At 47.1% G+C, this 15863-nt stretch carries 9 protein-coding genes; 6 read left to right on the top strand and 3 right to left on the bottom strand.

Features of this window, described 5'->3' with window-relative positions; genetic code table 11:
• Positions 1-4 precede the first annotated feature (4 nt).
• Positions 5-904 carry an alpha/beta fold hydrolase gene (locus GWR21_RS11465; protein ID WP_162331884.1) on the top strand — a complete coding sequence of 300 codons (900 nt, stop codon included), beginning with the start codon at positions 5-7 and terminating at the stop codon, positions 902-904.
• A 158-nt stretch (positions 905-1062) separates the two neighbouring features.
• Here the strand turns inward: GWR21_RS11465 and GWR21_RS11460 are convergent, their stop codons facing one another.
• The 3 genes from GWR21_RS11460 to GWR21_RS11450 are packed head-to-tail and all read right to left on the bottom strand — an operon-like array spanning position 1063 to position 3020.
• Positions 1063-1620, bottom strand: a complete 558-nt coding sequence (locus tag GWR21_RS11460; protein ID WP_162331883.1) for a hypothetical protein — start codon at positions 1618-1620, stop codon at positions 1063-1065.
• Positions 1617-2159, bottom strand: coding sequence for an RNA polymerase sigma factor (locus GWR21_RS11455; protein WP_162331882.1), 543 nt, complete (start codon positions 2157-2159; stop codon positions 1617-1619). The genes GWR21_RS11460 and GWR21_RS11455 overlap by 4 nt, the downstream gene beginning before the upstream one ends.
• A gap of 24 nt (positions 2160-2183) precedes the next feature.
• Positions 2184-3020, bottom strand: a complete 837-nt coding sequence (locus tag GWR21_RS11450) for a hypothetical protein (protein WP_162331881.1) — start codon at positions 3018-3020, stop codon at positions 2184-2186.
• A 239-nt stretch (positions 3021-3259) separates the two neighbouring features.
• On the opposite strand from GWR21_RS11450, the gene GWR21_RS11445 reads away from it, so the two are divergent.
• From GWR21_RS11445 to GWR21_RS11425, 5 genes are all read left to right on the top strand, one after another.
• A complete protein-coding gene (locus tag GWR21_RS11445) occupies positions 3260-5158 on the top strand; it encodes a WG repeat-containing protein (protein WP_162331880.1) in 1899 nt (632 codons plus the stop codon).
• 287 nt (positions 5159-5445) lie between these two features.
• Positions 5446-9522: a hybrid sensor histidine kinase/response regulator transcription factor gene (locus GWR21_RS11440; RefSeq protein ID WP_162331879.1), complete on the top strand. Its 4077-nt coding sequence runs from the start codon at positions 5446-5448 to the stop codon at positions 9520-9522.
• A 197-nt stretch (positions 9523-9719) separates the two neighbouring features.
• Positions 9720-12917, top strand: a complete 3198-nt coding sequence (locus GWR21_RS11435) for a SusC/RagA family TonB-linked outer membrane protein (RefSeq protein WP_162331878.1) — start codon at positions 9720-9722, stop codon at positions 12915-12917.
• A gap of 20 nt (positions 12918-12937) precedes the next feature.
• Positions 12938-14581: a RagB/SusD family nutrient uptake outer membrane protein gene (locus tag GWR21_RS11430; RefSeq protein ID WP_162331877.1), complete on the top strand. Its 1644-nt coding sequence runs from the start codon at positions 12938-12940 to the stop codon at positions 14579-14581.
• A gap of 16 nt (positions 14582-14597) precedes the next feature.
• Positions 14598-15857 carry a glycan-binding surface protein gene (locus tag GWR21_RS11425; protein ID WP_162331876.1) on the top strand — a complete coding sequence of 420 codons (1260 nt, stop codon included), beginning with the start codon at positions 14598-14600 and terminating at the stop codon, positions 15855-15857.
• Positions 15858-15863: the final 6 nt, after the last annotated feature.

Raw genomic sequence — 15863 nt, 5'->3', positions numbered from 1 at the left:
CACAATGACACACATAACTGCCAAACAGGGTATTGACATCAGCAATGTTGTATATAAAACCCTGACTATCGAAGGACAGGAGATCTTCTATCGCGAAGCAGGTTCCCCGGCGGATCCCACCATCCTGTTACTGCATGGTTATCCTACCTCTTCCTTTATGTTCCGTAACCTCATTACCGCCTTGTCAGGCAAATACCACCTGATCGCGCCTGACTATCCCGGCTTCGGTAACAGCAGCATGCCACTGGTCAGTGAGTTTGAATATACCTTTGACCACCTGGCCGATATCATAGATCAGTTTATTACTGCAAAAGGACTGACCAGATATAGCTTGTATGTGATGGACTACGGTGCGCCTGTCGGTTACCGTATTGCCACCAGGCATCCTGAACGCGTACAGGCACTACTGGTCCAAAATGGTAACGCATATGAGGAAGGGCTGTCTCCCTTCTGGGAACCCATCAAAGCATTCTGGGCTGATCCGGAAAACGAAGCGATCAGGAGCGGTATGAAGGCTACATCACAGCTGGACTTTACCAAATGGCAGTACCTGACTGGTGTTAGACAACCGGAAAAAATTAATCCGGATACATGGGTACATGACCAGCATAAATTAGACCGTCCCGGCAATGTGGATATACAACTCGCCCTGTTCTATTCTTACAGAACAAATCTGGAACGTTATCCTGAATGGCAAGCGTTCTTCCGCACCTATCAGCCACCCACCCTGATCACCTGGGGTGCTAATGACGAGATCTTCCCGGCTAGCGGTGCAAAGGCTTATCTCAGGGATCTGCCTGACGCAGAATTACATCTGCTGGAAACCGGGCATTTCGCACTCGAAGAAGATGGTACCGTGATCGCTTCCCTGATAGATGATTTTCTGACCAGAAATGTGAAGTAGTTTTTTAGCAGGTTATATTGTACCGGATAGTACATAAATAAATGCAGTGTAGGCGTTGGTGTATACCGCGCCTATTCTTTTTGTAGGCTAGCGGAGGTACGATGTGATCCGCAGTAGGTATTCAGTTTTTGTGGCCAGATATAAAGCATAAAGTCCCCTTATCTTTTGGGTGCAATTTTATAATCATCATCCTTTAATCCAGGTACGCCTGCAGGCTTTTTCTTCGCCGGTACATCTGCCGGAGGCATGATGGCCGCAGGAGGAGATGCCATCAGCTCAGGAGGAGCAGAAGGCAGGCTATCCCTGGTTACAGGAATGAGTATAGGAGCCAGTGTTGCCGCCTTGAGTGTATCCGGGGTAGCTGTCATCGTTTTAGGCGCTCTTGTTTTAGGCGGTGTAGGAGCAGGTGGTGGTGTTACTACCGGAGGCGGATACTGCTGGTAGAGGCTGTCCTGGTGCCCTGCTGGTGTCGGAGCAGCTGGTGGATAATTGTGGATGAACAGCCAGGTGGCAAGTGCTGTCAGTAATACAAAAAGTGTGACGCTATTCAGGAATGCGTTATTGGGCGGAGTCGGAGGGTTTTGTGCCGGTGTTTCAGGCATGTCAATGTCCAGCTGTGCGCTTATCCTGTTCCAGATAGCGTCTTCCAAAGCGGGAACAGGCAGCTGCTCCAGCTTTTCGGCGATAATGATCTCATATGTTTCTTTTTTATTCATTCAGTTTGTAACTGCAATGTTTGTTTAAGTGTTTTTCGTGCTTCGCTCAGGTGCCATTTGCTCGTGCCCTCGCTGATATTAAGTTTAGTGGCTATTTCCTTGTGTGTATGACCTTCTATGACATATAGCACAAATACGGCGTGTGTAGCAGGGGGTAGTTGCTGGATCAGTGTCATGATATCTTCCGCTTCCAGCCGGGCTATAACGGTATTGTCAATGGACGGCGCGATAGTATCTTCCAGTTCAACAGGATTGAATTTTCCCTGGGCTTTAATATGATCAAGTCCCTCGTTGGCGACAATGCGTTTGATCCAGGCATGCATGGATCCTTTACCAGGATCATAGGTATGCATACTTTTGAAGATCTTCACAAAGGCATGGCTCAGTATATCGGCCGCATCCTGTTCGCTCCTGGAATAACGCATCGCAATAGCCATAGCAAAGCCATAGAACTGCCGGTATAGCTGTTCCTGCGCCCTGCGGTTATTAGCAAGGCAGCCTTCAATGAGTAGTGATATGTCCTGCTCCTGGCTTTGCAATGTGGCTTGGATAAGAGTGTTCGCTTACAGTTTTTCGATTTGTTTCAAAAAGATGGCACATCCCATCGCAGCGAGAATAAATTGCTGCTTTTCTTCCTGTTCATTGTAGAACCACATTGCCTCATCAATCGTATCGATGATCCCGACCACACCGTCGGCTGTACTCAGTTCATATCCCGACAGCACCTTAATTCCCAACCATGTTTGAGATACCTTGCCGCTTTTCGCCTCAAAGGTATTAAGATTCAATGGTCTTATTTTTATAGTATCCCGGCCATTCGTAGCATACCCTATTTCGTCTATGTAGCTGGCATCGAAGATGCGACGGGCGGTATCTCTGCTAACGTCATAGTTCCGCGCCATCACCATAGACCATATTCCGGTACCGCTGGTATCAGTGGGCACAATAGCTGCCTTATAAAGATAACTGGAATTAAGTAAGGTCGTGTATTCGCCGCCTATTACAGGAATCTGGCGGGCGTTCACCACGATGTTCTCGCTGTTGTAAGTCTCTATACCGAAGATCTCTGCACTGTTATGAGCGTTAGTCAGCGTATACCTTATTTTCGCTTTTTCATTCTTTCCTGCCTGCATCGTTTCCAGGCCAAATATCTGACTTAGTATGTCCTGGGGGGGCATGGGGATATTATTATACCGCACATTGGACATAACCCCCCAACCTCTCTTGATGCGGGAGGTGGTGTAATTACCAAATTTCAGGTGCTGGTTGATCATCCAGCCTTGCAGTCCTTTCACGGGATAACGGGTGGCCTGACTACTGAACCTTTCAGGTACGGCCAGTTTTGTGGTGCTACAGGAGACTGTCAATGCAAGCAGTATAGGTAAAAATATGCGTCTCATTCTTCAATATTAGAAAATTAAAGGAATCGGTGGTGAATAATTATTACCAGGCTTATCCAGCGGGTTATTGTTAATGATGCTGGAAATGAACCTATTATAATTATTGTCCATCCTGTTTTACTCAGATTGTACTCTTAATACCCCCGGTAAGGGGCAAAGGGTTGGGTAGGAGGAAAAAAAATTATATCCTACATTTAATGCTGGATAACAGACGATCCGCCCAACCCAAACCTGTACATGTGAAAAGTATCCTTATTACCTTTTTTCTGCTATTAGCTGGTCTGGCGAAAGCGCAGCGGCCCGCTCTTTTCAAGATCATAGAAGATGACAAAGCCGGCTATATAGACACCAGCGGCACAATTGTGATCAAACCTGTTTTTCAGAATGGTACTAACTTTTCCGAAGGTCTGGCTGCTGTCAGGCTGAATGGCCATTACGGTTTTATAGACCAGACAGGCGCATTCGTGATACAACCGCAGTATGATATAGCCCGCCCTTTTTCCGGGGGCATTGCCCAGGTGTTTAAAGATGGTGTACCGTTCTTTATCAGTAAGCAAAATGTAATCCTGCCTTTCAGCTTCTATGCACTGGACTTTATCAGTAATATGAAGGCAATCGTGACCAGTAAGAGCGGAAAACAGGGGCTGCTGGATATTCCATCCGGTAAACTGCTCATTGATACCCTATATGGATCCATTGAGCCATCCGGCTCGGGACTGGTCATTGCTACAGAAGCTGCTGGTCCGGGCGAAATAAAATGGAGGCCGCGGTCAACGGTTATTGATACAACTGGTCGCATCATTGTACCATTCGGCAAATATCCAGCAATACACTCATTCTCAGAAGGATATGCTACGGTTGTGATGTATGCGCAAGGAACGAGATATACCAGTGGGGTAATTGATAGCACCGGTCAGGTAATCGCTGTCTGGCCGGATGAGATGCATATCGCATATGGTGAGGACTATCATGAGGGATTTATCAGCGTAGATATCAACAGGCCAGCTATGTCTAGAAAGCGGAGCGGGGATGCGGACCCTATCTATCAGGTATTTGCAGATCTGAAAGGGCGGAAAGTCTTTGATGATCCTCAGTATAAATATGCATTCGGATTTTCAGCAGGACGGGCATTTCTAATGGACACCAATAAACTGGTAACATTAATAGACAAACAATTTAAACCGGTTGTCGAAACGAAGTTCAGCAAGGTACAGCGGGAGAAATTTGTGAACGGTTATGCGGTCGTGGGATTGAATAACAATGCCAATTGGGGGATTGTCGATACAACCGGTCAATTCGTCGTACCACCTAAATACATGGGCATACACAATGCGGGTGTCATTGATGGGTACTTTTTTTTTAAGAACGTTACAAGAGATGGCGGCTATCAGTTTGTTGACCTGTACGGTATTGCCAGTTTGAAAGGAGATACTGTACTGCCACCACTCATGAAAAGGTTTGACGAAGAGGGATTTAAGAATGGTCTCCTGGAAGCGTTGGTGGAAGATAAACCCTGTTATATCAACAGGAAGGGACAGATCGTCTGGCAGCAAACAGCTGCGAATACACCCATTATCAAACGATTAAACACTGAGTATATATCCGAAGGATACTTCTTAGCCACTGCTACGCCCAAACCTGGCCATAACATAGAAAGCGAGATGTGGTATCAAACAGATAATAATCCTAGAAAGATCGCAGACGAAAAGTTCCCTTTGAATACACTGGCTGTTACCATTGATACTACGAAGATGGCTATGTATGATGACAAGTATCGCGGCTACCAGATCTTTGTCAGCAATACCACCGGCCGTGACGTTATTTTCTCCGCAAAGAACAGTTGTATCAATATGATCCTGCAGGCTCTGAACAGCAAAGGAGAATGGAAGGATATCCTATTGCCACCAACTGCTTCCTGTGACAAATGTTCTCATAAAATAGTGCTTGATCCATATTCCTACTGGCGTTTTGTAATGCCGGATTACGAAGGGGAAATAACTACAAAGATCAGAGCGAAACTAGTATTAACAGATAAAAAGGATCCGAAGAACAAACACGTAGTGTATAGCAATGAAATAGCCGGTAGCGTGAATCCTGCACAGTTCTGGTATCAGAAAGAGGAGCTGCCGGAAATTTAAAGAGGTGATGATTTATTGGATAGGGCGCAAGTCAAAGGGAAGGAGATCATGTTACTCCATACTGATAGTATTACTGATCCTGTCATTGCCACATTGCTGGAAACGATGACCGCCGGATTACGGCAAACCGGATTTACTATCACTTCACAGGATAATTAATATAATAACAAATGTGAATATTTAAGCAGCCAGTGCTAATAACACTTTTTTACCTCTCTTAAAAAAGGCCCTATGTATGGCCGGAAAACCTTATTTTAGTATTAAGCACTGAGTCGCATTCCATGTTAATGAAAAAATTGCTCCTACCGCTGTTATTGCTGGTAAGTTATGCCTATGCACAACCATCTTACCAGTTCTCTTCTTTAGATGTGAACAATGGTTTATCCAATAACCAGGTGAACTGCATTTATAAAGATGCCAGGGGATTTATGTGGTTCGGTACCATGAGTGGGTTGAACCGCTATGACGGATATACCTTTAAGACATTCCGGCATAGCAACGAACCAGGCGCCATTAACGATGATTACATCACCGGCATCTATCCCGCACCCGATAATCAGCTTTTCATAAGGACCCGTAACGGGGATAATTTTTATAATCCCATCAGGGAACAGTTTTCAGACGCCGCGTCCTGGTTTAAAAAGAAAGGAGTACCGGAAATCGGGATCACCAGTGTTGCTAAGAACGGCCATACCTGGTGGATCGCTCACAGTACTGACGGTCTTTACCGTATTGATAGCGCAGGCAGGACCACTAAAGTGCTCCTGCCTGGTATAAAGAATGCCCCGGTTGCTGATCTCCAGACAGACCCGCAAAACAGGCTGGTCATTCTTTACCTGAACGGTGATATTGAAAAGCTGGACGTGGCCGGTAATAAGATTGTTTACCGTCATACCGGTATCCGGCAGTTTATTAATAAACCGCCAATCGCCCTGCGTATTTTTATGGACGCCGCACAAGACATGTGGGTCTATATGCCTGGAAGTGATTTCGGGGTGGTATATGTTAACAACGCCGACAGGAGTGTGAAACAACTATGCAGTAAAACCGGCTATCTCAATAATGATATTGTCAACAGTATTGTGGAGGATGATAAAAACCTGATCTGGATAGGAACTGACCATGGAGGGGTGAACCTCATCGACAAAAAAAACAACTTTAAATCCCGCTTCCTGCTCAATAAAGAAGGTGATCCTAAAACAGTTGCCGAAAATGCGGTCTATGCACTTTACAAGGATGATTTTGGTATCATCTGGTGCGGAACGTATAAAAGAGGGATCAGTTATTTCACAGAAAACATGGTGAAATTCCCGTTGTATAAGCATAGTCCGGTTGATGGGCGGAGTCTCAGCTACAATGATGTGAACTGTTTTGCGGAAGACAAAAAAGGGAACATCTGGATCGGTACCAATGGGGGAGGGTTGATCTACTTCGACCGGGTGAACCAGATATTCAAACGCTTTCAGCATGATCCTGCAAATGAGAACAGTATCAGTAAGGATGTTATAGTCAGTCTGTATGTTAATAGCTATGACGACCTGTGGATAGGATATTATTTTGGCGGGATGGACTTTTACCGGAATGGTAAATTCAACCATTACCGTCATGAGGAGGACGATCCGAATAGTCTGGCGAATAAATCCGTCTGGAAGATCTACCGCGATAAAAGGAACAATTTCTGGGTAGGTACATTAGGCGGAGGACTGGATAGATTTGATCCGGGCAATGGCATCTTCTACCACAATAACGTGAATATGCCGGCATCGGTGCATTGCAATTATATATCCGGATTTGCGGAGGACAACAGCGGCAACCTGTGGATAGCCACTGCCTATGGGATAGATGTACTGGATAATTCAAAAGGTGTATTCGTACATTATCTAAGTGCTTCCCATCAGCTGAGCAATGACAATGTCAGTTCCCTGTTATATGATAAAAAAGGCCGGATGTGGGCGGGAACACGGGCCGGTCTGAATGTATTTGACCCCAGGGAACAGCGCTTCCGCTCCTTCACCGTAAAAGACGGACTCCCGGATAACAATATCATTACCATGCTGGAAGATAATGAAGGGTATCTGTGGGTGGCTACGTCCAATGGACTCGGTCGCATTGCGGTGCAGGAAGGGCCTGAAGGTATTACACTTAATTGCAGGAACTACGATGATAAAGATGGGTTGCAGGGAAAGGCTTTTAATGTCAATGCTGCCTTTAAACTCAGTACCGGAGAACTGCTCTTTGGTGGGGCGGATGGTTTTAACCTCTTCGATCCATCGTCTTTACCGCAGAATAGATCCCGCCCTAATATCGTCTTTACCGGTCTTCGGTTATTTGACCGGAATATAGACGTCAATGCAAAGGTGCATGACAGGGTCTTATTGCCGGAGGCATTGACAGAAACAAAGGAAATTGTGTTGAGACATAACGAGAATGATTTCTCTGTTGAATTCGCTGCCCTGAACTTCATCAACACAGAAAAGAACAAATATGCCTACCGGCTCGACCAGTTCAACGATAACTGGCAGATTGCTGATGGTGCCACCAGGCGGGTGACCTATACCAATATCAGTCCGGGCACCTACACCCTGCAGGTCCGTGCTGCCAATGAAGATGGGTTCTGGAACGAAGAAGGCATTTCCCTGAAAATAAGTGTACAACCTCCCTTCTGGAAAACGCCATTGGCCTATATCATCTATGTGCTGTTAGTGCTGGTGGTATTGTGGCTGCTCAGACGCAGCGTGATCAGAAGGGCACACAAACGGTTTATACTCGAGCAGGAACGACAGGAGGCACAGCGCATGCATGAACTGGATATGCTGAAGATACGCTTATTCACTAATCTCAGCCATGAGTTCAGGACGCCGGTATCTCTGATCCTTTCACCACTGGAAGAGATCATGCAGCAGACAGGTGATCAGAAGGAGAAGACCAGGTTTCAGCTGATCTACCGGAATGCCAAACGGCTGTTGATACTTGTTAATCAGCTGATGGACTTCCGGAAGATGGAGATGCAGGAGTTACGGCTCAACCCTGCCTGGGGAGATATATCGGCATTCATTCACGAGGTGGCCTGTTCATTTACCGACCTGGCGGAAAGAAAAGGCATCACTTTTTCCTACCAAAGTCATTCTCCTCATATCTATACCTATTTTGATAATGATAAGATAGAACGGATACTCTTTAACCTTTTATCCAATGCCTTTAAATTTACCCCCCGGGAAGGCCGTGTAACAGTCGTGGTCACCAGTACCAGAGAGGAAGATGGCACCTGGCTGGAAATAAAGGTGCAGGATACTGGTATCGGTATACCTGCTGAAAGACAGGAAAAAGTATTTGAGCAGTTCTTTCAGCATGAGATGCCGGGTGGTTTAATGAGCCGCGGCAGCGGTATCGGGCTGGCCATCACCAGGGAGTTTGTCAAACTGAATAACGGAACGATCACCGTAGAAAGTGAAGTCAATAAAGGAAGCTGCTTCACCGTCAGACTGCCACTGGAGACCTGTGAGCAACCGGAAGGGATGGTGACCGGAGCTGTCATTCCCGGAGAATCCCAGGTAAACACCCCCCTGGTGCCTGCGCCGGTAACGGAAGTGATAGAAGACGGTCAGTCTGGTAAACAAACGGTTCTCCTGATAGAAGATAATGAAGATTTCCGCTTTTATCTCAAAGAGAACCTGAAAGACACCTATCATATTATTGAGGCAGCAGATGGCAACGCGGGGTGGCAGAAAACCCTGTCCGCTCATCCGGACCTGGTCATGAGTGATGTAAACATGTCAGGAATGACCGGTATAGAACTTTGCCGGAAGATAAAGAACGACAGCCGTACCAAACATATACCGGTGATACTGGTCACAGCTGCCGCCGGTGAACATGAACAGCTCCGCGGACTGGAAGCCGGAGCAGCCGATTACCTGGTGAAGCCGTTCAACTTTGAGATCATGCTGTCCCGGGTACGCAACCTGCTGGTACGGCCGGGAGCTGCCAGGCACCAGGTCAGTCTTGCCGAACCTGCCGGCGGGGATCATACTTTATCTCCCAATGAAAAATTCCTCCGGAAAGCGCTGGAGATCGTGGAGCGGAACCTTTCCAATGCCGGCTTCTCTGTAGAGGAACTCAGCAGGGAACTATTTATGAACCGGGTGTCCCTGTACCGGCGCATTTTTAATCTGACCGGTCAGACACCTGTGGAGTTCATACGGATGATCCGGATAAAAAGGGCAGCCCAGCTATTGACCAAAACAGAAATGAACGTCACCGAGGTGGCCTATGAAGTAGGTTTCAATAACCCTAAATACTTCGCCAAGTACTTCAAAATGGCGTACAATATGCTTCCTTCTGCCTATGCAACTGCTGCCAGGAAGTAGGAAATGTAATAAAAGAGGCAGGTAAAGCTACATTTGATACCCCTCCTGCAACATTTTATCCCATTTAATAAACATTCTACAGCCCTGTATTTCAGGGAGGCGTGATACTTTTATCCTATTAAGGGGAACACGTATGAACATGATAACCAAAATCAAAGATTCGCGCATTTAATCTAAACACTTAATTCTTCCACGCTATGAAACGAGCCAGTATTACTGGAAAATCGTACCTGACGGTATGGGTAATGATTTTCTTTTGGGCTATCACTATGCCTGCGCAGGCACAAAGCCAGTCTGATCCTGAACGGAAAGTTTCGGGCAGCGTAACCGCCGGTGAAACGGGCAGTCCGGTTCCGGGGGCTTCTATTACTGTTAAAGGAACAAAGAAAATGACCGCCACGGACGCCGGGGGTAATTTCACCATCGCCGCCGCTCCTGGTCAGCTGATCCATGTGGCATCTATGGGCTTTATTGCCCGGGAGGTCAAAGTGGGCAACGCCGGTTCTGTGAACGTTGTGTTACAGGAAGACTACCGCAAACTAAATGATGTGGTAGTGGTCGGGTACGGCAAAATGAAAAAAACAGACCAGACCAGCGCCCAGGTATCCATTACTTCCACAGAGGTGAACCGCACCATTAACACGACTATCGATCAGGCAATACAGGGACGTGCCGCCGGGGTGTATGTGACCCAGAACTCAGGACAGCCTGGTGGGGGGATTTCTGTTAATATACGCGGCGTAAATACCCTGAGTGGTACCAACGAGCCACTGTATGTAATAGATGGTGTGCAGATGCAGCCGGCGACCGTTTCCTATGGCGCCAGCAGCTCTGTCAATCCGCTGGCAGGGATCAACCCTTCCGACATCGAATCGCTCGAGATCTTGCAGGGGCCTTCCGCCACCGCTGTATATGGTTCCAGGGCGACCAACGGGGTAATACTTGTTACAACGAAAAGAGGAAAGGCGGGACAGCTGAGATTGTCCTATAACTATCTCTACTCCCTGCAGGATAAACCGGAAGACATCACTACCATGAACCTCCAGCAGTTCGCCCAGATGAACAATGAGATTGCGGTATTGCTGAATCGTACACCTACACCGGAATTCCAGAATCCCAGTGTATTAGGTAAGGGTACCAACTGGCAGAAGGAACTGTTCCGCACCGCAGCATTACAGAAGCACCAGGTAAATATCAGTGGCGGTGCCAATACAACCACCTACTATATGTCCGGTGAATATTTCAAACAGGAAGGGGTAGCCATTGGTTCTGACTTCAACCGTTATTCTTTCCGCCTCAACCTGGATAACCAGGCCTTTAAATGGCTGAAGCTAAGCACTTCCCTGAACTTCTATCAGACGAAGGAAAAACTGGCTTCCACCAGTGAGGACGTGATCAGGAATGCCATCAACCTCGCGCCCAATATTCCAGTGAGAAATGCAGATGGTAGCTGGGGTGGCGCAACGGAAAATGAGTACGGTTCCAATGCGAAATTCGCGCCGCTCAATCCCGTGGCAATATCAAGTCTTGTGAATAATGATTATAAACGTACAGGTGGATTAGGTGGCGCCAGTGCGGAAATAGGTATCATCAAAGGGCTCATCTTCCGGACCAGCTTCAACGGAAACTTTGAGTATACCGATGGTAGCAAATTCACACCTACCTACCAGTTGGGATACAATGTCAATGAAAAGGCATCACTCAGCGTGTCCAACGGCAGAAATTTTTACTGGAACCTGAATGAACTGTTACAATACACCCGTGAGACCGGTAAACACAGTTTTGGGGTGATGGCCAGCCATGAGGCACAGGCATGGAACTACCAGGGCTTCTCTGCACAACGTGTAGGTTTCGCCAGCAACAGCATCCCATCGCTGAACCTGGGCGATGCACTGGGGCAAACCACTGGTAGCTATAAAGGATCAGGTGCACTGGAGTCTTACCTGGGACGTATCAATTATACCTACGATAATAAATACATCATCCAGCTGGCCGGTAGAGCAGACGGTTCTTCCAACTTCGGTGTGGAAAACAGATGGGGTTATTTCCCTTCTGTATCTGCTGCCTGGCGTGTAACGGGTGAGGAGTTTATGAAGGCTGTACCATTCATCAATGAACTGAAGATCCGTGCTGAATATGGTACTACCGGTAATAACGGAAGTGGTGGTGCACAGTTCTCTTCGCTGACATCGGTAACAACCCCCTGGGGTGCCGGTTTCCGTACAGGACAGTATGGTAACTCCGGTATCAAATGGGAATCTACCGAAACAAAGAACATCGGTTTTAACCTGAGTGTGTTAAAAGATCGTGTGCAACTGGAAGGAGACTTCTATATCAAAAAGACCAATAACCTGTTAATGCCTAATCCGCTGCCCGCCTATATGGGTACACAGGGAGAGGGCGCCATCAATGCTCCTATTGTAAATATCGGAGCGATGCAGAACAAGGGGTTTGGTATCACCCTGAATACGGTGAATGTGGATAATAAGAACGGTTTCACCTGGAAGAGTAACCTGAACGTATCTTCTTTCAGAACGAAGATCACACACTTCTATTCTGATGCCGCTTTCCTGTCAAGGTCAGCCTGGTTCCTCAACAACTTCACCTCCCGCTCTGTGATAGGACAGGCCCCCTGGCTGTTTTATGGTTATGTATCAGAAGGACTGTTCCAGTCTGTGGATGAGATCAACAACAGTGCTATTCCTGCACAGGCAGATGGTACGCGCCTGCCGGTGGCCAAAGACGGTGGTGTATGGGTAGGAGATATCAAGTATAAGGATCTGAACGGAGACAATATCATTGACTCCCGTGACCAGACCTTTATCGGTAATCCATGGCCGAAACTAACTTTCGGGTTTACCAATACCTTTTCCTGGAAGGGGTTTGACCTGAGTGTACTGGTTACAGGTTCACAGGGGAATGATGTATTCAACTATCTCCGTTTTGAAAATACAAATCCCAATAACGTCAACCTGGGTCGAAACCTGTTACAGGAGTCATTTAATTATGCCCGTATCGGGGAAGATGGGGGTAAGACCATTCTGCATAATCCCGGTACAAACGTTCCGAGGATCGTTGCTACAGATGTGAATGGTAATGGCAACCGCTTTACCAATGTGTATGTGGAAGATGGTTCCTATATCCGTATCAAGAATGTGCAACTGGGATATAACATTCCGCATTCCCTGCTGAGACAACAGACGATCGTTAAAAATATCCGGCTGACTGCTGGTGTGCAGAACCTGGCCACTTTCACAAAGTACAAAGGTTATGATCCTGAAGTAGGCGCATACCTTGGAAAGGAAGTACAGCTGAGTAATCAGCTGAATGGTGTGGATGCCGGCCGCTATCCGTTGACCCGCCTGTATAGTGCAAGCGTAGCGGTTGATTTTTAATGAACACTAAAACAGACACTATGAAAAAGACAACTCATTATCTGCATATCATTTCGCTCGTCTGCACCTTGTTTGTCGCAGGCTGTAGTAAAGACTTTCTCAACAGACCGCCGGAAGATGCGATCGTTGACGTGAACTTCTATCAGACCAGAGAGCAGATCCTGGCTGGTACGGCGCCATTGTACAATATTGTATGGTTTGCCTACAACGATAAAGCCTCTCACGGAATAGGAGACGGAAGGGCCGGCATCCTGATGTCTGGTTCGTATCAGGTGGATAATATCCGTATGCAGACCACAGACGTTACACCAGAAGTATACAGTTCTTGGACATCCTTCTTTAACGTGGTGGCACAATCTAATCAGATCATCAGTAACCTGACCAATTATACTGCACCGTCAGTACCCGATAATGTGAAACAGGCAGGTATTGCGGAAGGCCGCTTTATGAGAGGACTGGCCTACTCTTTCCTTGTACAGAACTGGGGACCAGTGCCGATCATTGCTGATAATAAGGTGTTACTGACAGATACGTCTGTTGCCCGTAATACGGTAGAATCAGTATGGGAATTCATCATCCGGGATATCCGTTTTGCAGCGGAACACCTTCCTGCTACGCCTATGCAGAAAGGGCGCCTTACCAGGTGGGCTGCGGAAGGTATGCTGGCGAAAATGTATCTGACACGCGCGGGTATTTCAGGTACCCGTAAACAGAGCGATCTGGATAGTGCGGCATATTATGCGAATGATGTGATCGTCAATAGCGGTGCGGCGTTGATGGATAATTATGAAGACCTGTTCATGATGAAGAATAATAACAATCCGGAGAGTCTTTTTGCCTTGCAATGGAAGTATGATGGTGACTGGGGAACACAGAACAGTGTGCAGGCGTTCCTCGCATATGGTTCTGAGATCACAGGCTTCGGAGATGGCTGGGGAGGTGACTTGGGTGCGTCATTGGACCAGTTGAAACTTTATCGTGTGGATGATAAGCGCCGTAAAGGCACTTTCATGTTCCCGGGAGATCATTATTCCTATATACATCAGTCTGTAGATGATCCGAACAATCCTGGCAAGAAGATCATTCAGGAGTTACAGGTGCCCTGGAATTATGTGGGCAGCGATCGCTATAATACAAGAGCATGGGTTAAGAAATATGTAGTGGGACGGCCGGAAGATAATGATGGTAAGGTAACTCAGCAGCATACAGAGATCAATACCTATATGCTGCGTCTGGCAGATGTATACCTGGTATATGCAGAAGCAAAACTGGGAAGTGGCGCAACGACCAGCGATCCGCAGGCACTACTGTATTTTAATAAAGTTCGTAAAAGAGCAGGTGTGCCGGAAAAGACAGTACTGACATGGGAAGATATCTATGTGGAAAGAAGACTGGAATTTGCGATGGAAGGGCAAGCCTGGTATGATCTCGTAAGACTATATTACTACGATCCTGCGAAAGCGATTGCAAAGGTAAATGCACAGGATCGCGGTACATATAGGGTAGTGGCCAATGCTGCAACAAATGCTACTTCCTGGACGGTCACTTCTGATGTGCCGGCATTCTACACCGTTACACAAAGTAATTTCCTGTTGCCACTACCCGCTGCAGAACTAACGGCGGCGCCTAATCTCAGAAAACCGCCGGTGCCTTATGTATTTTAATTAAAACTGACTGATCATGACTAACTATATAATGACGGCTATCAGCCAACTAAAACGGTTACCTGCCCTTCTTTGCATATCGTTGCTGGCACTCTTTACTGCCTGTTCGAAAGACGAGAGCGGAAGTAGTGCACCACCAGTCATCACGGGTGTGAGCCTGCTGGACTCTGCCAGTGTAGACAGTACTTTCACTACATCATTACCCGGCGTACTCGTGCTGATCACCGGGCAGCACCTGGATGGCATTACGAAAGTATCCTTCAACGGACTGGATGCTTATTTTAATCCGACTTACAATACGAGTACGCACCTGATCGTAACGATACCTGATAAGACACCCACAGAAGCCACCGATCCGAATGTGCCTAATCAGCTATATATTCTTACGAACCATGGAGAAGCTACTTACACTTTTACAATAGAAATACCTCCTCCATCGATTGCCGCCATCTCGAACGAAAATGCGCTGGCAGGAGACTCTCTGATCGTGTACGGGTCAAGCCTGTGGCTGATAGATAAGATCGTGTTTCCCGGAGGCCGGGAAGTGACCGACTTTATTGCAGATGATGCCGGCACCCGGTTAGGGATGATCATGCCGGCGCTGGGGGATGATACGGGCAGACTGGTGATTTACGCTAAATATGGTAACGCGATGTCTGACGGACCACTGAATGACCATCAGAGTGGGAATGTGATCAGTAACCTGACGGCCGACGGGGAAACAGGAGAGAAGGCAATATTTAACTGGGCATACTGGGGGGCTAACAGAACAACTGATCCGAATTTGTTCCCTGGCACGAGAGGTGGTTATCTGCAGAACATCTTCGGCGGAGTAGGTGAGAAAGATGGCGCCTGGTGGAATGGTAACCGTTCCGGTAACTTCAACGAGGTTCCTATGTTCACAGCCGCTATCATGACGGAGCAGGCAGCTAACTATGCGTTAAAGTTTGAGATAAATACAAAGGAACCCTGGACTGCGGGGATCAATGTGTTACGCTTCGGTGATACTTATGCGTACCGTTTTATGCCATGGTCTGGTGCAGATGGGGCTAAGTTTGAAACCAAAGGACAGTGGAGGACGGTCACCATTCCGCTATCATTGTTTAAGACGGTGGCAGACGGTGTGGAAGGTACGGGTGCAGGTGCTTCCGTCATGGGAGATCTGTTAAAGGCTGGCGGTGTAGTCGCATTTGGTTATCGCTTCATTACAGAAGAGGATCCGGTGGATGTATACAATGCTGCGTATGATAACTTCAGAATTGTGAAGATAAGATAGTATTCA

Source organism: Chitinophaga agri (assembly GCF_010093065.1).
GTDB lineage: Bacteria > Bacteroidota > Bacteroidia > Chitinophagales > Chitinophagaceae > Chitinophaga > Chitinophaga agri.
The sequence above is the reverse complement of the archived record's forward strand: the minus strand, read 5'-3'. Positions and strand labels throughout refer to the sequence as shown.